General features: G+C 63.2%; 15 protein-coding genes. 4 read left to right on the top strand and 11 right to left on the bottom strand.

The annotated features are described in order from the left end of the window. Window positions 1-71 precede the first annotated feature (71 nt). Both BGO80_RS05555 and eda read right to left on the bottom strand, forming a co-directional pair. Window positions 72-1064 carry an alpha/beta fold hydrolase gene (locus tag BGO80_RS05555; RefSeq protein WP_286719780.1) on the bottom strand — a complete coding sequence of 331 codons (993 nt, stop codon included), beginning with the start codon at window positions 1062-1064 and terminating at the stop codon, window positions 72-74. A 134-nt stretch (window positions 1065-1198) separates the two neighbouring features. Next, complete coding sequence (gene eda / locus BGO80_RS05550) at window positions 1199-1834, bottom strand: bifunctional 4-hydroxy-2-oxoglutarate aldolase/2-dehydro-3-deoxy-phosphogluconate aldolase (protein ID WP_286719778.1); 636 nt, start codon at window positions 1832-1834, stop codon at window positions 1199-1201. A 135-nt stretch (window positions 1835-1969) separates the two neighbouring features. Between eda and nadA the strand changes: the two genes are divergently transcribed. Beyond that, on the top strand, window positions 1970-3028 hold the full coding sequence (gene nadA, locus BGO80_RS05545; RefSeq protein WP_286720740.1) for a quinolinate synthase NadA: 1059 nt from the start codon (window positions 1970-1972) through the stop codon (window positions 3026-3028). Window positions 3029-3142: 114 nt separating this feature from the next. On the opposite strand, the gene BGO80_RS05540 is transcribed toward nadA, so the two are convergent. The 4 genes from BGO80_RS05540 to dps all read right to left on the bottom strand — a co-directional run bounded on the left by BGO80_RS05540 (window position 3143) and on the right by dps (window position 11002). Next, window positions 3143-4570, bottom strand: a complete 1428-nt coding sequence (locus tag BGO80_RS05540) for a glutamate synthase subunit beta (RefSeq protein ID WP_286719776.1) — start codon at window positions 4568-4570, stop codon at window positions 3143-3145. Between the two features lie 9 nt (window positions 4571-4579). After that, complete coding sequence (locus BGO80_RS05535; protein ID WP_286719775.1) at window positions 4580-5179, bottom strand: glutathione S-transferase family protein; 600 nt, start codon at window positions 5177-5179, stop codon at window positions 4580-4582. 2 nt (window positions 5180-5181) lie between these two features. After that, window positions 5182-9912, bottom strand: coding sequence for a glutamate synthase large subunit (gene gltB, locus BGO80_RS05530; RefSeq protein WP_126150638.1), 4731 nt, complete (start codon window positions 9910-9912; stop codon window positions 5182-5184). A 616-nt stretch (window positions 9913-10528) separates the two neighbouring features. Continuing rightward, complete coding sequence (gene dps / locus BGO80_RS05525) at window positions 10529-11002, bottom strand: DNA starvation/stationary phase protection protein Dps (RefSeq protein ID WP_286719772.1); 474 nt, start codon at window positions 11000-11002, stop codon at window positions 10529-10531. A gap of 188 nt (window positions 11003-11190) precedes the next feature. On the opposite strand from dps, the gene BGO80_RS05520 reads away from it, so the two are divergent. Next, window positions 11191-12372, top strand: a complete 1182-nt coding sequence (locus tag BGO80_RS05520) for an alpha-hydroxy acid oxidase (RefSeq protein WP_502686542.1) — start codon at window positions 11191-11193, stop codon at window positions 12370-12372. Window positions 12373-12549: 177 nt separating this feature from the next. Here BGO80_RS05520 and BGO80_RS05515 read toward each other — a convergent pair whose 3' ends face one another. The 3 genes from BGO80_RS05515 to BGO80_RS05505 are packed head-to-tail and all read right to left on the bottom strand — an operon-like array spanning window position 12550 to window position 14267. After that, complete coding sequence (locus tag BGO80_RS05515; RefSeq protein ID WP_286719771.1) at window positions 12550-13338, bottom strand: anti-sigma factor family protein; 789 nt, start codon at window positions 13336-13338, stop codon at window positions 12550-12552. Beyond that, entirely contained in the window at window positions 13335-13841 is a 507-nt protein-coding gene (locus tag BGO80_RS05510) for a sigma-70 family RNA polymerase sigma factor (protein ID WP_286719769.1), read from the bottom strand. Before BGO80_RS05510 ends, BGO80_RS05515 begins: the two co-directional genes overlap by 4 nt. A gap of 27 nt (window positions 13842-13868) precedes the next feature. Continuing rightward, window positions 13869-14267 (bottom strand): COG4315 family predicted lipoprotein, encoded by a 399-nt coding sequence (locus BGO80_RS05505; RefSeq protein ID WP_286719766.1) that lies wholly within the window; start codon window positions 14265-14267, stop codon window positions 13869-13871. A gap of 248 nt (window positions 14268-14515) precedes the next feature. Here BGO80_RS05505 and BGO80_RS05500 point away from each other — a divergent pair, with 248 nt between their 5' ends. Continuing rightward, window positions 14516-15616 (top strand): TRAP transporter substrate-binding protein, encoded by a 1101-nt coding sequence (locus tag BGO80_RS05500; RefSeq protein WP_126150633.1) that lies wholly within the window; start codon window positions 14516-14518, stop codon window positions 15614-15616. A 218-nt stretch (window positions 15617-15834) separates the two neighbouring features. Here the strand turns inward: BGO80_RS05500 and BGO80_RS05495 are convergent, their stop codons facing one another. Then, window positions 15835-17226 carry a TRAP transporter large permease gene (locus tag BGO80_RS05495; protein ID WP_286719764.1) on the bottom strand — a complete coding sequence of 464 codons (1392 nt, stop codon included), beginning with the start codon at window positions 17224-17226 and terminating at the stop codon, window positions 15835-15837. Then, complete coding sequence (locus tag BGO80_RS05490; protein WP_126150631.1) at window positions 17226-17804, bottom strand: TRAP transporter small permease subunit; 579 nt, start codon at window positions 17802-17804, stop codon at window positions 17226-17228. Before BGO80_RS05490 ends, BGO80_RS05495 begins: the two co-directional genes overlap by 1 nt. 218 nt (window positions 17805-18022) lie before the next feature. Between BGO80_RS05490 and BGO80_RS05485 the strand changes: the two genes are divergently transcribed. After that, window positions 18023-18967 carry a carbohydrate kinase family protein gene (locus BGO80_RS05485; protein WP_286719761.1) on the top strand — a complete coding sequence of 315 codons (945 nt, stop codon included), beginning with the start codon at window positions 18023-18025 and terminating at the stop codon, window positions 18965-18967. Window positions 18968-19024 lie beyond the last annotated feature (57 nt).

The raw sequence follows: 19024 nt of genomic DNA, 5'->3' as shown, positions 1-19024 counted from the left end.
CGCCCTCGGGCTCGACACGAGGGCGGCGTGGTGCGCGTTGCATTTGTCGCGCCAGAACCCAACTAGACGCTCTAACCCCGCGTCTGGTCGGTGATGAAGGCGTCAAACGCGGCCAGCACCTGGCCGCGAATGACGTCACTCTCCATAAACATTTCGTGCCGGGCGCCGGGGATCACCATGTGCCGCCCGGTGCGCAGCCGCAGGCCCAGCGCCTCAATGGCGGGGGTGGAGACGATCTCGTCGCGCGCCGCCGCCAGCATCAAAAGCGGAATTTTGAGCGTCGCCGGAAAATTGTCATGGGCGGCATCCGCCATGGCCCGCATCGAGGCCGCCAGCCAGCGCAGCGTCGGCGAGCCCAGATAAAGCCCGTCATCGGCGCGGATGGTTTCGACCATGCGGTTGTAGCGCAGCACGTCCGAGGTCAGTGGATTGTTGACGAACATCGCCTCGTCCGGCCGCCGGTCGCCCCTGCGCGCCACCGGCACTTTTCCAAGCCCCACAAAGCTCGCCATTTCGGCGAACAGGGCCCAGCGCTTCATGGCCTGTTCCATCTTGTAAAGGCTCACCATCGGCGCCGACAGGAACACCCGATCGAACATCATCCGGTCGCGCGTCGCCGCATAAAGGCTCGCCAGCCCGCCCATGGAATGGCCGACGAGATAAAAGGGCGGCGGGCAATCGGGCAGCAGGATCTCGGCGTGGAAACAGCGCAAATCGGTCCAGTAATCGTCGAACTTGTCGACATAACCCAGCGTCGGATTGCCGATCAGCCGCTCCGACCCGCCCTGTCCACGCCAGTCGAAAGTAGCCACGGCAAAGCCCCGCGCCCGGAAATCGGCCACCGTCTCGAAATATTTCTCGATATATTCGGTGCGTCCCTGCACCAGGCACACCGTCCCCCGATGCGGCCCCGCCGATTTCGGCCAGATCGCATAGCGCAGGCGCAACTTGTCGGAGGTGGTGAAAAAGCCCACCCGCACCCCTTCGGGCACCGGATTGTTGGGCGTTACGGCGAGTTTTGGGCCATGGGGGTCGACAAGAGCGGTCACGGACGAACCTTGCATTGCATTTTATCGGACCCTAGCCCGATTTCATCCCCGGCGAAATCGGCACCATTGCGGTGATCGACAGCCAGCACAAAAAAGCGCCCCCGGGGCCAAAACCCCAAGGGCGCTCGACACTCAAAAACCAAAAGACCTCAGCCCTTGAGCAGGCTGGCTTCGCGCGCCAGGCTCTCGATGCGGGCGAAATCGCCGGAGGCCAGCGCATCGGCCGGCATGATCCAGGAGCCGCCGACGCAGATGACATTGGGCAGGCCGAGATAGGTCTTGGCCTTGGCCGGATCGATGCCGCCGGTGGGGCAGAAGGTGATATCGGGCAGCGGCGAGGCGAAAGCCTTGAGCACCGGCGCGCCGCCCAGCGCTTCGGCCGGGAAGAATTTGAGGAAGCTATAGCCACGCTCAGCCGCAGCCATGGCCTCGGTCGGGGTGCCGATCCCCGGCAGGAGCGGGATGGCCACGTCTTCGGCCGCGTCGAGCAGGCGCGGCGAAGCGCCCGGCGACACCATGAAGCGACAGCCGGCATCCACCGAGGCTTTCATATGTGCGGCATTGCGCACCGTGCCGGAGCCGACAATCGCGCCGGTGACCTTGGCCATTTCTTCCATCACCTTGAGCGCATTGGGGGTGCGCAGCGTCACTTCCAGCACCGGCAGGCCGCCGGCCACCAGGGCCTCTGCCAGGGGACGGGCCTGGGCGACATCGTCGAGAATGATGACGGGCACGACCGGCGCCAGCGAGAGGATAGAGCGAATGGCATTGGCGTCTTGCGGCATGAACTGGTCCTCGGCAGGAAGAAACTGGCCCCAGCGTTAGGCGTCTCGTCACTTTCCTGCAAGGCCATTCATTGAATTGAAAGCCAATAATCCCTAGGTTCCCGGCGTTGAGCGTGGGAGGCCCCGATGGTGCAGATGATCAATGCGGTAACCCCGCTCGCGGACGCCCGCGCTATTCTCGCCGATCATTTCGATCTCGGCTATTCCAAGGCCGTGGAGCGCGCCACCGACAAGATCTTCGATCGGGTCAAGGACAAGATTCCGGGCGTCGAATGGCCCTTCTATGCGCCGCTGATCTTTCAGATCAACCGGCTCAAGAAGGAGAAGGATGCCGTCATCCTGGCGCACAATTACCAGACGCCACAAATCTATCACGGCGTCGCCGATGTGGTAGGCGACAGCCTGCAATTGGCCATTGAGGCCACCAAGGTCCGCCAGTCGGTCATCGTGCAGTGCGGCGTGCACTTCATGGCCGAAACCTCCAAAATGCTGAACCCGGAAAAGACGGTGCTGATCCCCGATAGCCGCGCCGGCTGTTCGCTCTCGGAATCCATTACCGCCGAGGACGTCATGGCCATGCGCGCCCGCTATCCCGGCGTGCCGGTGGTGACCTATGTCAACACCTCGGCCGCGGTGAAGGCGGTTACCGATGTGTGCTGCACCTCCTCCAACGCGCTCGACATTGTCAATCGCGTCGAGGGCGACACGGTGATGATGATCCCCGACCAATATCTGGCCAAGAACACCGCCAAGAAAACTCACAAGAAGATCATCACCTGGGCCGGCGCCTGCGAGGTGCACGAAACCTTCACCGCAGACGACATTTCCGAGCTGCGCCACGCCTATCCGACGGCCAAGATCATCGCCCATCCCGAATGCCCGCCCGAGGTGATCGACGCGGTCGATTTCGCCGGCTCTACCGCGGCAATGATCGACTGGGTCAAGTCCACGAGGCCGGCCCGCGTCGTCATGGTCACCGAGTGTTCGATGTCAGACAATGTCGCCTCCGAAACCACCGGCGTCGACTTCCTGCGCGGCTGCAATATCTGCCCGCACATGAAACGCATCAATCTCGAAAACGTGCTGTGGTCGCTCCACACCATGAGCGAGGAAGTCACCATCCCCCCCGACATCATCGGCCCCGCCCGCCAGGCCGTCGAGCGCATGATCGACATGAGCCGCAAACAGGATTGAGACCAGCCGCCGAGCTGACGCATGACCTAATTTCGAGCCCTATTCCGCTTCCCCCAAACAAATGGGCCTCCCCCGATCCGGGAGAGGCCCATTTGTCTGCTTCAAAACCTCGCGTCAGCGCGGCAGGTCGGTCTTGCCCATCAGGTCCTTGTCGATGGCACGGGCGGCCTGGCGGCCTTCGCGGATGGCCCAGACCACCAGTGACTGGCCCCGGCGCATATCGCCGGCAGCATAGACCTTGTCGACCGAGGTCTTGTAGGTGAACGTATCGGCAAAGAGATTGCCACGCTTGTCGAGATCGGCGCCGAGCTCGCTCAGCATGCCGTCCTGAAGCGGACCGGCAAAACCGATGGCGAAGAGCACGAGATCGGCCTTGATGACGAACTCGCTGCCCTCGATGGCCTGGCGCTTGCGGTCGACCCTGGCGCATTCCACCCCGGTCACATGACCCTTGGCATTGCCGAGGATCTTCATGGTGCCGGCGGAGAATTCACGGATGGCGCCTTCGGCCTGGCTGGACGAGGTGCGCATCTTGACCGCCCAGTTGGGCCAGTTGGTCAGCTTGTTCTCGAGCTCGGGCGGCATGGGGCGCACGTCGAGTTGGGTCACCGCAATGGCGCCCTGACGGAACGATGTGCCGACGCAGTCCGAGGCGGTATCACCACCGCCCACCACCACGACATGCTTGCCGGCGGCCGAAAGCTGGAACTCGCCCGACACATCCTCGCCACCGACGCGGCGGTTCTGCTGGATCAGGAATGGCATGGCGTAATGCACGCCATCGAAACTATTGCCCTCGACATCGACGGCGCGCGGCTTTTCCGCCCCACCGGCCAGCAGCACGGCATCATGCTCGGCCTGCAGCGTGGACAGCGGCGTGGTGAACCCGACATTGACGCCATAGTGGAAGGTGACGCCTTCGGCTTCCATCTGCGAGACGCGGAAGTCGATATGATCCTTTTCCATCTTGAAGTCGGGAATGCCATAGCGCAGCAGGCCACCGGCCTTGGGCTCGCGCTCATAGACATGCACGTCATGGCCGGCGCGCGCCAATTGCTGGGCCGCGGCGAGACCGGCCGGGCCGGAGCCGATAATGGCGACGCGCTTGCCGGTCTTGTGCGCCGGCGCCTGCGGCTTGATCCAGCCGGACCTGATGGCCTTGTCGGCAATGGCCTGCTCGACGGTCTTGATGGCGACCGGCACGTCCTCGAGGTTCAGCGTGCAGGCTTCCTCGCAGGGCGCCGGGCAGATGCGGCCGGTGAATTCGGGGAAGTTATTGGTCGAGTGCAGATTGCGCGCCGCTTCTTCCCAGTCATTGTTGTAGACGAGGTCGTTCCAGTCCGGGATCTGGTTGTGCACGGGGCAACCAGTATCGCCATGACAGAAGGGCACGCCGCAATCCATGCAGCGGGCGGCCTGGTCCACCACCTGCGCTTCGCGCAACGGAATGGTGAATTCGCCAAAGTGACGAATGCGGTCCGAAGCCGGCTGATAGCGCGGTTCCTCACGATCGATTTCGAGAAAGCCTGTAACCTTACCCATGCTTTCCTCCTAGTTTTCCGTCCGGAAGGACGGCAGTCCAAGTTCTTGTTCCGAGGCTTTTATCCAGGCCAGCACTGCCGGGCGCTTGGCAAGATCGAAGCCGCCCTGTGGCGCCTGGCGCGTATAGGCGAGCAAGGCGATATCGGCGATCGTCATGGTCTCGCCCACCAGCCATTTTCGACCCGTCAGCGCCTGTTCCATCAGGTCGAGCGCCTTGTTTCCCCTGGCCACAAGGCTTGGGTCGAGATCGGCAATAGCCTGCCCGTCATAGACGACGCGGGCCCGCGCCACCGCCACGGTCGGCTCGTGACTATACTGTTCCCAGAACAGCCACTCGTCCACCTTGGCCGCCAGATACGGGTCGACGGGCAGGAAGCGCGTCCCCTGCGCCAGATAGCGCAGGATGGCGTTGGACTGGGCCAGCGGCCGGCCGTCCTCCAGCACCACCACCGGCATCTGCCCGGCAGGGTTGAGCTTGAGGAAGTCCGGCGTCTGCGTCGCACCGGAGCGCGACGCGATCTCATGCAGAACAAAGGGCCGTCCGGTGGCGTCGGCGATGTACTTGACCTTGAGGACGTTGCCCGAGCCAAGGTTGCCGTAAAGCTGCATCATCACTCTGCCGCCGCCACGGCGCCCGAAGCGCGCTTCTTTTCCATCTCGAGGATGGCGCGGCGATATTCGACCGGCATGACCTTGACGAATTTGGGCCGCATCTCGACCCAGTTTTCAAGGATGTGCTTGGCCTTGCTCGAGCCGGTATAGTGCAGGTGATTGCTGATCAGCTGGTGCAGGCGCTCATCGTCATGCTTGGTCATGTCGCCCGAAATGTCGACACGGCCATGCCATTCGAGGTCCCCACCATGGTGGTGGAGCTTCTGCATCAGCTCTTCTTCTTCCTGCACCGGTTCGAGATCGACCATGGCCAGGTTGCAGCGCGACCGGAAGGTCCCGTCTTCATCCAGCACATAGGCGACGCCGCCGCTCATCCCCGCCGCGAAGTTGCGGCCGGTCTGGCCGATGACCACGACAAGGCCCCCGGTCATGTATTCGCAGCCATGATCGCCCGTGCCCTCGACCACCGCGATGGCGCCCGAATTGCGCACCGCGAAGCGTTCCCCGGCAATGCCACGGAAATAGCATTCACCGGCAATGGCACCATAGAGCACGGTATTGCCGACGATGATCGACCGATTGGGATCGAACCCGACCGTGTCCGAGGGACGCACCACGATGCGGCCACCCGAAAGCCCCTTGCCCACATAGTCATTGGCGTCGCCGATCATGTCGATCGAGATGCCCTTGGCCAGGAACGCGCCAAACGCCTGTCCGGCCGTGCCGCGCAGGGTGATGGCAATGGTGTCGTCGGGCAGGCCCTCATGGCCATATTTCTTGGCCAAGGCACCTGACAGCATGGCGCCTGCCGAGCGGTCGCGGCTGCGAATGGGCAGCTCGAACTGCACCGGGGTGCCGTTTTCCAGCGCCGGGGCCGCCAGTTCGACCAGCTTGCGGTCGAGCACGCTTTCCAGGTGATGGTCCTGCCTCTCGGAGTGATAGAGCGTATCACCACCCAGCGGCTCGGGCTTGTAGAACACCTTGGCGAGGTCGATGCCCTGGCCCTTCCAGTGATCGTCGAGCTTCCGCTGATCGAGGAGGTCCGAACGGCCGATGATCTCGTTGAGGGTGCGGGCACCCAGCGATGCCATCAGGCCACGCAGTTCCTCGGCGATGAAGAAGAAGTAATTGATGACATGCTCGGGCGTACCCTTGAAGCGCTTGCGCAGCACCGGGTCCTGGGTGGCGACGCCAACCGGGCAGGTGTTGAGATGGCACTTGCGCATCATGATGCAGCCCGCCGCGATCAGCGGCGCCGTCGAAAAGCCAAATTCGTCGGCACCGAGCAGCGCGCCGATCAGCACGTCACGGCCGGTCTTGAGACCGCCATCGACCTGCAGCTTTACGCGCGACCTGAGCCTGTTGAGCACCAGCGTCTGGTGGGTTTCGGCCAGGCCGATTTCCCACGGGCCGCCGGCATGCTTGAGCGAGGTCAGAGGCGAAGCGCCGGTGCCGCCGTCATAGCCGGAGATGGTGATGTGATCGGCGCGCGCCTTGGCGACGCCGGCCGCAACCGTTCCGACACCGACTTCCGACACCAGCTTGACCGAGATATCGGCCTGCTCATTGACGTTCTTGAGATCGTAGATCAGCTGCGCCAGATCTTCGATCGAATAGATGTCGTGGTGCGGCGGGGGCGAAATCAGGCCCACGCCGGGCGTCGAGTGACGGGTCTTGGCGACGATCCAGTCGACCTTGTGGCCAGGCAGCTGACCGCCTTCGCCGGGCTTGGCACCCTGCGCGACCTTGATCTGGATCTGGTCGGAATTGACCAGATATTCGGTGGTGACGCCAAAGCGGCCGGAAGCGACCTGCTTGATGGCCGAGCGCAGCGGATTGCGCGAGCCGTCGGGCAGGGGCTTATAGCGATCGGGCTCCTCACCGCCTTCGCCGGTATTGGACTTGCCGCCGATCCGGTTCATGGCAATGGCCAGCGTCGTATGCGCCTCTCGGGAGATCGAGCCGAAGCTCATCGCGCCGGTGACGAAACGCTTAACGATGTCGGCGGCCGGCTCGACCTCCTCCAGCGCCACGGCCGGGCCGATGGGGCGGATGTCGAACAGATGGCGAATGGCCAGATAGCCGTTCTCGCCCGAATTCACCCGCGCCGCAAAGCTGTTATAGCGGTCCTGGGCATTTTCCGGGCTTTCTTCGAAAGTGCGCACGGCATGCTGCAGATCGGCCACCACGTCGGGCGACCAGGCATGCTTTTCGCCACGAATGCGGTAGGCATATTCGCCGCCGACATCGAGCTGCTTGCGCAGCACGGCATCATCGCCGAAGGCCAGGTTGTGGCGGCGCACGGTTTCCTCGGCCACTTCCTTGAGACCCACACCTTCGATCGTGGTGGCAGTGCCGAAGAAGTACTTGTTGACGAAGTCCGAGGAGAGCCCCACCGCATCGAAGATCTGCGCGCCGCAATAGGACTGGTAGGTCGAAATGCCCATCTTGGACATGACCTTGAGCAGGCCCTTACCGACGCTCTTGATATAGCGGTAGACGACCTCGTCGGCCGACACTTCCTCTGGATAGTTGCCCTCGGCATGCAGCGACTGCAGTGCCTCGAAGGCAAGATAGGGGTTGATCGCTTCGGCGCCATAGCCGGCCAGCATCGCGAAATGATGGATTTCGCGGGCTTCACCGGTTTCGACCACCAGACCCGTCGAGGTGCGCAAGCCCTTGCGGATCAGGTGATGATGCACGGCGGCAAGCGCCAGGAGCGTCGGAATATCCAGCCGGTCGGCCGCCACCAGGCGGTCGGAGAGGATGATGATATTGTATTCGCCCCGCACCGCTTCCTCGGCGGCCTGGCAAAGCGCCTCGATCGCCGCTTCCATCCCCTCGGCGCCGTGCTCGGCGGGATAGGTGATGTCGAGCGTCTTGGTCTTGAACTGGTTGCTCTCGATGTCGCCGATGCCGCGGATCTTTTCGAGATCCTCATTGGTCAGGATCGGCTGGCGCACTTCCAGCCTCTTGACCGTCGAGAGGCCCTCGAGATCGAACAGGTTCGGCCGCGGCCCGATGAAGGAGACCAGGCTCATCACCGATTCCTCACGGATCGGGTCGATGGGCGGGTTGGTCACCTGCGCGAAGTTCTGCTTGAAATAGGTATAGAGCAGCTTGGCCTTGTCCGAGAGCGCCGAGATCGGCGTATCGGTGCCCATCGAGCCCACGGCTTCCTGGCCGGTGGTGGCCATGGGTGCCATCAACAGCTTGATGTCTTCCTGCGTATAGGCAAAGGCCTGCAGCCGGTCGAGCAGCGCTTCGGTGGCTTCGGGCGCACGCGGCGGCACGGCTGGCAGGTCTTCCAGCACGATCTGCGTGCGGGCCAGCCAGTCGGCATAGGGGTTGGCGGTCGCCAGCGTCGCCTTGATCTCGTCGTCGGAGATGATGCGGCCCTGTTCGAGATCGATCAGCAGCATGCGGCCGGGCTGCAGGCGCCAGCGCTCGACAATGTCCTCGTCCGGAATGTTGAGCACACCCGATTCCGAGGCCAGCACCACATGGCCTTCCTTGGTGACGAGATAGCGCGCCGGACGCAGGCCATTGCGGTCGAGTGTGGCCACGACATAGCGACCATCGCTGAGCGACATGGCGGCCGGACCGTCCCAGGGCTCCATCAGCGAGGCATGATACTGGTAGAAGGCGCGGCGCTTTTCATCCATCAGCGGATTGCCGGCCCAGGCTTCCGGGATCAGCATCATCGCCGCATGCGGCAGCGGATAGCCGCCACGCACGAGGAATTCGAGCGCGTTGTCGAAGCAGGCGGTGTCGGACTGGCCCTCATAGGAGATCGGCCAGATCTTGGAAATATCCTCGCCGAAATAGCGCGAATGCACCGAGGCCTGCCGCGCCGCCATCCAGTTGACGTTGCCACGGATGGTGTTGATCTCACCATTGTGGGTGGTCATGCGATAGGGGTGGGCCAGCTTCCAGGAGGGGAAGGTATTGGTCGAGAAGCGCTGGTGCACCAGCGCAATGGCGCTTTCGAAATCGGCATCGTGCAGGTCATGGTAGAAGCTGCCCAGCTGATCGGCCAGGAACATGCCCTTATAGACCAGCGTCCGCGCCGACATGGAGACGACGTAAAAGCCGTTATCTCCATCGCTCTCGGGCACTTCCTTATAGACGGTGTTGGAGATCACCTTGCGCACGATCAGGAGCTTGCGCTCGAACTCGTCGAGCGTCAGGCCCTCGGGGCGGGCGATGATCATCTGCTCGATCACCGGCTGGGTGGCGATCACCCCCCGGCTGAGCTTGCCATTATTGGTGGGCACGATGCGCTCGCCCAACAGGGCGAGGCCCTCCTGGCTGAGGCAACGCCGCACCACATCGGCGCAGCGGTCGCGCAGGCCTTCAATATTGGGATAAAAGATCATGACCACGGCGTAGTGGTGCTTTTCGGGCAGATCGAACGGCAGCACCTTCTTGAAGAAGGCGTGCGGGGTCTGCACCAGAATGCCGGCGCCGTCGCCCATCAGCGGGTCGGCGCCCACCGCGCCGCGATGTTCCAGGTTCTCGAGGATTTCGAGACCCTTTTCGACCACTTCGTGGCTGGCCAGGTTCTTGATATTGGCGATCATGCCGATGCCGCAGGCATCGTGTTCGTTGGCGGGGTTATAAAGACCCTGCGCCGCCGGGCGGCCGGTAACACGCTTGCCATTGAGAATGAGGGTTTTGCTGGCGACTGGTTCCGTCTCGGCGGAAAGTCCGGTCCGTTCGTGTGCCATGGCTCAACCTCGTTCTGTTCGGCGCCCTCGCAGGGGGCAATTAAAGTCGCGTGCGCATCCTGTTGCTGCCGGTTCACCGGCTCTCGGATGCATCCTTTCCTCTGGCGGTCAGCAATCCAAGCGGGTCGTACTGTTTTCGTACGGCTCGGGTGAGCGCTTCAGCCATTTTAACGGGGAGCGGCACTGCATCCAAATGGCCGCTCATAATTCGGGCTCTGAGCCCCGCCTGTTCGTTTCCATTCTCGACGAATGGTCCAGCCGAACCAGCGTGCGCGCTGGCCGCGGAGAGCGGGGCGACGCGTCAGATAGGACAGAATAGCTGCCCTAACCAGGGCACATTTGCATAGTTCCAAACTGCGAGCAAGCGCCAAAGTTGGACTTTGTGGAAAATCTATAGGAAAGGCAGGAAATAGCTATAGGAAAAATAGGACTTTTCCGCAGAGATTTACGCCATTCTGCATAAATTCTACGCATCATGCACGAAAATTAGGCTGAACTCCTACTTTCGTGCGCATTGGCTGCGATATTTCCTACAAACCCAAAAAGCAGGCATAGGACAGCAGCGGACATAAGAGCGGCGGGGACGCCACCAGGCACCCCCGACCCAACATAGATTCTATTCGAGATGCGACTTGATGAACCACAGATTCTTGTCGAGCTCGCGCGAAAAGGCGGTGAGGATATCGGCGGCATCGGCATCGCCGGCCTCATCGGTGGTGTCGATATCCTCGCGCACCTGATTGGCGAGGGCCGCATAGCGTTCGGCCAGCGCCGCCAGATGCTCGGTGCTCTCGCGGATATCGGTGGGATAGGCGGCGAGTTTGGTCGCCTTGGCCACCACCTGGCTGGTGCCCAGTGCAATGCCGTCGAGCTGGGCAATGCGCTCGGCGATGATGTCGACATGATTGTCGATGGCGGCGCGCATCGGATCGAGCATTTCGTGCACGGCGATGAAATTGGGGCCCTTGAGGTTCCAATGCGCCTGCTTGGTGATCAGCGCCAGGTCGATGGCGTCGGCGAGACGGGCATTGAGCACGTCGATCACAGCGGACTTGGCATTGGCTTTGAGATCTATGGACGGGGTTTTCATGGGACTTTGTCCTGACGCTGGTTGAAAGGGGCGGGCGTGCTGCCCGTCGCTCTTTCAACTTGTGCATGGGCTGATGCGTTCCGTCCCCGCACCCCGCATTTTGCTCACCTCAGCCCTGCTCTCAACTCACATTGACGACTAACATGTTAGTTGCTAGGGCAGACAGACCATCAGCCGGAGTGCCGAAAATGCCTGCCATCGACAAGGTCCTGACCGTCGCGGAAATGCAGCGCCTGGCGCGCCGGCGCGTCCCCAAGATGTTCTTTGAATATGCCGATAGCGGCTCCTATACCGAGAGCACCTATCGCGACAACGAAAGCGACTTCCAGAAGATCCTGCTCAACCAGCGCGTGGCGGTGAACCTCGAAGGTCGCAATCTCAAGGTCGACATGCTGGGCAAGTCCATCACCATGCCGGTGGCCATCGCCCCGGCGGCGACGGGCGGCATGCAGACCGCCGACGGTGAGATCAAGGCAGCGCGCGCCGCCCACAAATTCGGCATTCCCTTCACCCTCTCCACCATGAGTGTCTGCTCCATCGAGGACGTGGCCGAGAACACCGACGCTCCTTTCTGGTTCCAGCTCTATGTCATGCGCGATCGCGACTTCATCAATCGCCTGATCGACCGGGCCAAGGCCGCAAAATGCTCGGCCCTGGTCCTCACCATGGACCTGCAGATCCTGGGTCAGCGCCACAAGGACATCAAGAACGGCCTTTCCACCCCGCCCAAGATCACCCCCTATTCGGTCTGGCAGATGATGCAGCATCCGCTCTGGTGCCTGCGCATGCTCGGCACCCAGCGCCACACCTTCCGCAATATCGTCGGCCATGTGAGCGGTGATCACGACCTGGCTTCGCTCTCCTCCTGGACCGCCAGCCAGTTCGATCCCACCCTCAACTGGGGCGACGTGCGCTGGATCAAGGAGCGTTTCGGCGGCCCGGTCATCGTCAAGGGCGTGCTCGATGCCGACGATGCACAAGCCGCCATCGACAATGGCGCCGACGCCATCGTCGTCTCCAACCATGGCGGCCGCCAGCTCGATGGCGCGCCCTCTACCATTCGCGTCCTGCCCGAAATCGTCGACCGGGTCGGCCACAAGACCGAGGTCTATCTCGATAGCGGCATCCGCTCCGGCCAAGACGTGCTCAAGGCCGTGGCCTATGGCGCCAAATCCACCTTCATCGGCCGCCCCATGCTCTATGGTCTGGGTGCCGGCGGCGAGGCCGGCGTCACCCGCGTGCTCGAAATCATCCGCAAGGAACTCGACACCACCATGGCCCTGTGCGGCGAGCGCGACATCCTCAATGTCGGCCGGCACAACATCTATTCCAATGACCTGCCGGCACGGAATGCGCCGGTACGGGACTAGGGCCTGCGTCTCTGGTTATCCCCCGATCGTCATTGCCCGGCTTGACCGGGCAATCCAGCGGCACGGTATCTTGTGGACCACCGGGTCGAACCCGGTGGTGACGATGGGGCGGGCTGCATCTTGGATGACCCCCTACCCAGCGCCGCGCCCCCACCCCTCCTCCAAAGGGAGAGGTTTTCAGAGATCGCGGTAGCCACGCTGGCTTTGGCCAGGACTCAACTGCGCCGCCACGCTGGTCAGAACCGCCTGCATCGCCTCGGGCGGTTGCGGCCCCACCAGGGTGCAGGTGAAGATATCGTCGGCCCAATAGACAGCCGTATCGACGCCGAAGCGCACTGTATCCAGCGCCGGCCCACCCACCCCGTTCGATGGTGTTATATAAAGCGTCAGCCGCTCGCCCGCCGCGTCCTCATACATCAGTTGCGCCGCCCGTCCGCCCGCCACTTCCGGCGCCGGCAGCAGCCGCCCACCCAGAAAACTCAGCCCCTCTGCCGAAAGATCGGGCATGGCCAGCTTGCTGGCCAGCCGGTTTGACAGCCAGTTGGACAAATGCTCGCTCTCGCTGCCCGAAACCTCCACCGCATGACGCTGCTCGGCCACATAGACGGTGTGAGCACTGACGGCATTGGCGATCAGCCGGTCGTAAAGCGCCGGCGCCTCGCCGCTCGGCCGCAGCATCCAGCCGGCGGCAATGCCGACGCCCAGCACAGCGACGATCATAGCGGCACGCCCCACCGCCTGCACCCGCTGCCGATTGCGCACCAGCGCCAGCCGATGCGGATCGAGCCGCGCCGGCACCGGCTCGGCTGCGGCAGGGGCAAACAGCGTGCGGATGGCGTCGGCCTGCCGTTGCAGGGCGGCAATCTCGATCATGGCGGCGGCATCGGCCTCCACCGCCGCACGCCCTGCGGGGTCGAGCTCGTTGTCGATATAGGCCATCAGCCGGTCGCGATCGGGCGTACTCATTTGACCGTCCTCAAATGCGGCTCGGCCGGCGTGCCGGTCATGGTCCTGAGGCTGGCACGGGCACGGCCCAACCGGCTCATCAGCGTGCCCGTGGGGATGCCCAGAATGGCGGCGGCTTCGGCATAGGCAAGGCCTTCGAGAGTCACGAGCAGCAAGGCTTCCTTTTGATCGAGTGGCAGGGTGTCGATGGCGCGCGCCAGCTCCGCCAGCGCCATATGACCGGGCTGCGGGGCCGGGATTGCCGGTTCAGCCACCGCATCGAGATCGAGCACGGTGCCATGCCGTCGCGCCTCGCGCCGGCTGTTGCGATGCAAATTGGTGAGAATGGTGAAGAGCCAGGGGCGCAGCGGCCCACGTGGCTGGAACAGCCCACGACGGCCGATGGCGCGCTCCAGGCAATCCTGCACCAGGTCGTCGGCGCGATCGATATCGCGGGTGAGCGCCCGCGCATACCGGCGCAGGGCCGGTACATTGGCTTCGAGCTCATCGAGAAAATCGACCACGCCGAACGGTCCTGGAACGTCTACGCCTTATTCGACCGCAAGATGCCAGACGCCACCCACGCCGTCACCCTTGATGTCGCCGGCAGCCGCATCCTCGTACCAATAGTAAAGTGGCCACCCCTTATACGCCCACATCTTGGTGCCATCGTCGCGGGTCACGACGGTGAAATCGCCCTCGGGGGCGGCATTGTCGTCGGCGAAGAGCGGCGGCCACTTGGCGGCGCAATCATCATTGCACACGCTCTTGCCGTCACCCTTGGTGTCCTTGTCGAAGGTGTAAAGGCTCATGCCATTGGCGTCGGTCAGCACCATCTTGCCACCGATGTCGGTGGCTTTGACCTGCCCGCCGAGAAAGTCTGCGGCAAAGGCTGGCACGGCGAACAGCGCGAGCGCCGCGGCGCCGGCGAGAAGCGAACGGAACTGCATTTCGAAATCTCCTGTCTGGGAAGCCGCATGCGCGCGCTTCACCAGTATCAACACCACAGCCCGAGCTTTCATCCCGCAGCGACGAAATAATTCCTGTGCTGGTGCGGACCGGTAAAAAGTCGAGGCGAACAAACAAGATGCTGGACAGCAGCCGCCACGATTGCTTTCTTGATCGGGACCAGCGTGTCCCAGGGAGAGGGAGCCGCGCTGCATGCGTCGCCCGGCGGCGCATTTTCAGGAGGAAATGAATGAAAAGACGCGAATTCTTCAAGCAGGCTTCGGTGGCCACCATCGGCGCGGCGGCGGCAACCACTCTGGCCGCACCCGCCATTGCCCAGGGCAATATCACCTGGCGCATGGTCACCACCTGGCCCAAGAATTTCCCGGGCCTGGGGGTCGGCGCTCAGAACCTCGCCGACCGCATCACCCGCGCCTCCGGTGGCCGACTGACCGTGCAGCTCTACGCCGCCGGTGAAATGGTTCCGGGTCTGCAGGCGCTCGATGCCGTAATCGATGGCTCCGCCGAAATGAGCCACGGCACCCCCTATTACTGGCAGAACAAGAGCCAGGGCCTCAGCTTCTTCACCGGCGTGCCCTACGGCATGACCAGCCGCGAGCTCACCGCCTGGGTCCGCTATCTGGGCGGGCAGGAACTCTGGGACAAGATCTACGACCAGTTCGGCCTGCAGGGTTTCCTCTCGGGCGACACCGGCACTCAGGCCGGCGGCTGGTTCCGCAACGAATTGACCGGCGTTGCCGATATCCAGGGCCTGCGCTTCCGTACCCCGGGCCTGGGCGGCCAGGTCTGGGCCAAGCTCGGGGCATCCGTCACCAACCTGGCCGCCGGCGAAATCTTCGCCGCGCTGCAATCGGGCACGCTCGACGCCGCCGAATTCGTCGGCCCCTATAACGACCTGGCGCTGGGCTTCTACCAGATCGCCAAGAACTACTACTTCCCCAGCTTCGTCGAGCCGGGCCTGGCCACCGAAATCGTCGTCGACAAGGCCAAGTTCCAGGCGCTGCCCGAAGACCTGCAGGAAATCGTCAAGATGTGCGCCCAGGCCTCCTATGACGACGTGGCCTCCGACATGTATGCCAACGATCCCCGCGCCCTCAACGCGCTGGTCACCGAGCACGGCGTCAATGTGCGGCAATTCCCCGAGGAAATTCTCGAGGCCGGCGCCAAGGCGTCGATGGAACTGATCGCCGAAATCCGCGACGGCGGCGACGCCCTCACCAAGGAAGTGGCCGAGAGCTTCGTCACCGCCTTCAACCTCTTGCGCCAGCGCACCGAAGGCACCGACATGCCCTTCCTTGCCGCCCGCGAAAAATACATCAAATACGAATAATCCCGGCCCACCGGCTTACGCCAACCCCGCGGTCGCTGCCGCGGGGTTTTTGTTTGGTTGGTTTTCGGCGCATGCAGCAAACCACCCTGCCGCCGCCATCCATGGCACGGTGCGTCGCCGGCCGCTGAACGTCCCCGACCACCCGTGATGGCTCCAACCCCAGAAAAAACCGGCGGATCGCTCCGCCGGTTTTTTGTTCTTCGGCGCCGAGGCCGTGCTCAGCCATAGATCATCTTGGGCAGCCAGGTGATCAGGTCCGGGAACATGAACAGCAAGACCAGCGCCACGAGCTGCAGGATCACGAAGGGCACCGCCCCGCGATAGATCATGCCGGTCGAGACGCTTCTGGGCGCCACGCCGCGCAGATAGAACAGCGAGAAGCCGAAGGGCGGCGTCAAAAAGCTGGTCTGCAGGTTCACGCCCACCATCACCCCCAGCCAGATCGGGTTCACGTCCAGCGCCAGCAGCACCGGGGCAGTGATCGGGATGACGATGAAGATGATCTCGAAGGTGTCGAGGATGAAGCCGAGCAGGAACATGATCAGCATGACGATGATCAGCGCGCCCACCGCCCCGCCCGGCATGGACGAGAGGAATTCGTGCACGAGATTGTCGCCGCCCATCATGCGGAAGACGATGGAGAACACCGCCGCGCCAAACAGGATGATGAACACCATCGAGGTGATCGTCGCCGTCGAGATCACCGCCTGCTTGAGCACGCCGAAATCGAGCCGGCGACGGAGCAGCGCCAGGATCAGTGCACCGATCGAGCCCACCGATGCCGCTTCGGTCGGCGTGGCGACGCCCGCCAGGATCGAGCCCAGCACCGCCACGATCAACAGCAGCGGCGGCACCAGCGCCGTCACGATCTCCCGGGCGAGGTGCTGCTTTTCTGCCTCCGGCACCGGCGTCGCCGGGCAGGATTTGGGATCGGTGATCGCCTTGAAGATGATGTAGAGAATATAGAGCCCCACCAGCAGCAGGCCCGGAATGATGGCGCCGGCAAACAGCGCCCCGACCGAAACCGGCTCCGGCGCGAAATTGCCCTTCGACATCTGCACCTGGGCATTGATGCCCGAAAGCATGTCACCCATGAAGATGAGAACGGTGGAGGGCGGAATGATCTGCCCCAGCGTGCCCGAGGCGCAGATGACGCCGGTGGCCAGTTTCGGATCATAGCCGGCACGCAGCATGGCCGGCAGCGAGATCAGCCCCATGGTGACCACGGTGGCGCCGACCACGCCGGTCGATGCCGCCAGCAGCGCCCCCACCACCACCACCGAAAGCCCCAGTCCGCCGCGCAGATTGCCGAACAGCTTGCCCATGGTCAGCAGCAATTGCTCGGCAATGCCCGAGCGCTCCAGCACCACGCCCATGAAGATGAAGAGCGGTACCGCCACCAGCACTTCATTGGTCATCAGCCCGATATAGCGTCCGGCCAAGGAGCCGAAATTGGATGGGTCATAGACGCCCAGCCACCAGCCGACGAGACCGAAGATCAGCGCCGTGCCGGCCAGCGAAAACGCCACCGGAAAGCCCAGCATCAACACGCCGATAATGCCGAAAAACATCAGCGCGGCGAGAATTTCCCCAATAAGGACGGGATCCATCAGGCAGTTCCTCCGGCCGCTTGCGGCTTTTCCTCATCGGTTTCGTAGCGCAGATCGGGCGGCAACAGCGCCTCGCGCCCGGCCAGCACTAGGATGGAGCGCGCGGCCATGGCCAGCCCCTGCAGGCCGACCAGCACGGCGAATACCAGGATGAAGGTCTTGAGGATGAACAGTCCCGGCATACCCCCGATATTGGACGAGGCCTCATAAAAGCCCCAGGAGCGCCTGACGGCCGGGAACGTATAGGTCCACACCACGACCATGAAGGGGATCAGGAACAGCACCACCCCGATCAGGTCGGAAATAGCCCGGCGCCGCACAGAGGCGGGGCGATAGAAGATGTCGACGCGCACATGGTCGTTGCGCAGCAGTGCGAAGCCGGCCACCCCGGTGAACATGGCACCGGCCAGCCACACATAGAGATCCTGCATCCATAGGGTCGAGCTATGAAAGAAATAGCGTTGCACCACGACGCTGAAACAGACGAACACGCACGCCAGTGCGAGCCAAGACAAGACCTGGCCCACGAGCCAGTTGATGGCGCTGATCACCCGGACCAGCGCGGCGAGCCCTTGCAATTGAGAGCCTCCCTTCTTTCCCTATGGGCCATCCCTCTCCCCGAGACGGCAATCCACTGGACCGATTGAACATTATCCGTTCGGTGGGTCAACGCTTAACTCCGCATGACTTGGCCGATTTCGGCCGGGATCGGCCCTCTGGCAACCCATCGCGACGGGCTGGAAACTCATGCGACTAAAGTGCTATGGCAGCACCGACACATTCTAGGGGAGAGACCATGTTCGTTGTCGGCGGCGAGAGCCTGATTGATCTGGTGCCGGTCTCGGCAGCGCCCGGCGCCGAACGCGTCGCCCATGCCGGCGGCTCCCCGTTCAACTGCGCCATTGCGCTGGCCAAGCTGGGCAATGACACCGGCTTTCTCTGCCCTATCAGCCAGGACGAGCACGGCGACCTCCTGCTCGCACCTCTGGCCGAAGCCAAGGTGTCGGTGCTGCTAACCGAGCGCGTCGCCGCCCCGACCACCAAGGCCATCGTCAGTTTCAATGACAAGATGCAGGCCTCCTACGTGTTCGAGCGTGGTGCCGACCGCGCCTTCACCCGCGACGGCCTGCTTAGGGCCCTGCCGCAATCCATTGCCCTCTACCAGGTCGGCGGCTTCTGCCCGATCCTAGAGGAAGACGCCCTGGTCTGGCTGGACATTGTCCGCGCCGCCATCGGCCGGGGCGCCACCATCTCCTTTGACATCAATGTCCGCGACAAGCTGGTCGATGACGAGGACGGCTATCGCCGCCGCCTGTCGCAATTTCTCGATCTCGCCCATCTGATCAAGCTCTCCGAGGAAGACCACGCCTGGCTCGCGCCCGAGCTCAGCATCGAGCATTACGCTGCAAAATTGCTCGACCGGCCCAATTGCGAGCTGGTCGTCGTCACCCTGGGCGAACACGGCTCGCGCGCCTTTTCGCGTCGGGCCGAAGCCAGGGCCGCCATCTATGCGCCGCCGGTTTTCGGCGACACGGTGGGCGCCGGCGACAGCCTTATGGCGGGCATCCTCACCTGGCTCTCCGAAACCGGCGCGCTCAAGCCCGGCGCCCTGGGCCAGCTCGATGCCGAAGCCCTCGCCACCACGCTGCGCTTCGGCGCCGTCGTCGCCGGCCTCAATTGCGGCAAAAAAGGTTGCCAGCCCCCCAGCCGCGCCGAGGTCGACACCATCCTCGCCGCCTGACCATCCGCCGGGTCTTCGGCCAGCATAACATGACATATGCAGTCTTGTTTTACGCCG

Origin of the sequence: Devosia sp. 63-57 (assembly GCF_001899045.1) — a bacterium.
Taxonomy (GTDB): domain Bacteria; phylum Pseudomonadota; class Alphaproteobacteria; order Rhizobiales; family Devosiaceae; genus Devosia; species Devosia equisanguinis.
This window is presented reverse-complemented; position numbering and strand designations above follow the sequence as displayed.

What these genes read in the sequence shown, in the direction of transcription:
- BGO80_RS05555 (WP_286719780.1), bottom strand. Translation starts at nt 1,064, where the DNA reads ATGCAAGGTTCGTCCGTGACCGCTCTTGTCGACCCCCATGGCCCAAAA.
- BGO80_RS05535 (WP_286719775.1), bottom strand. Translation starts at nt 5,179, where the DNA reads ATGCAGCTTTACGGCAACCTTGGCTCGGGCAACGTCCTCAAGGTCAAG.
- gltB (WP_126150638.1), bottom strand. Translation starts at nt 9,912, where the DNA reads ATGGCACACGAACGGACCGGACTTTCCGCCGAGACGGAACCAGTCGCC.
- BGO80_RS05485 (WP_286719761.1), top strand. Translation starts at nt 18,023, where the DNA reads ATGTTCGTTGTCGGCGGCGAGAGCCTGATTGATCTGGTGCCGGTCTCG.
- BGO80_RS05495 (WP_286719764.1), bottom strand. Translation starts at nt 17,226, where the DNA reads ATGGATCCCGTCCTTATTGGGGAAATTCTCGCCGCGCTGATGTTTTTC.
- BGO80_RS05540 (WP_286719776.1), bottom strand. Translation starts at nt 4,570, where the DNA reads ATGGGTAAGGTTACAGGCTTTCTCGAAATCGATCGTGAGGAACCGCGC.
- BGO80_RS05500 (WP_126150633.1), top strand. Translation starts at nt 14,516, where the DNA reads ATGAAAAGACGCGAATTCTTCAAGCAGGCTTCGGTGGCCACCATCGGC.
- BGO80_RS05520 (WP_502686542.1), top strand. Translation starts at nt 11,191, where the DNA reads ATGCCTGCCATCGACAAGGTCCTGACCGTCGCGGAAATGCAGCGCCTG.
- dps (WP_286719772.1), bottom strand. Translation starts at nt 11,002, where the DNA reads ATGAAAACCCCGTCCATAGATCTCAAAGCCAATGCCAAGTCCGCTGTG.
- eda (WP_286719778.1), bottom strand. Translation starts at nt 1,834, where the DNA reads ATGCCGCAAGACGCCAATGCCATTCGCTCTATCCTCTCGCTGGCGCCG.
- BGO80_RS05505 (WP_286719766.1), bottom strand. Translation starts at nt 14,267, where the DNA reads ATGCAGTTCCGTTCGCTTCTCGCCGGCGCCGCGGCGCTCGCGCTGTTC.
- nadA (WP_286720740.1), top strand. Translation starts at nt 1,970, where the DNA reads ATGATCAATGCGGTAACCCCGCTCGCGGACGCCCGCGCTATTCTCGCC.
- BGO80_RS05515 (WP_286719771.1), bottom strand. Translation starts at nt 13,338, where the DNA reads ATGAGTACGCCCGATCGCGACCGGCTGATGGCCTATATCGACAACGAG.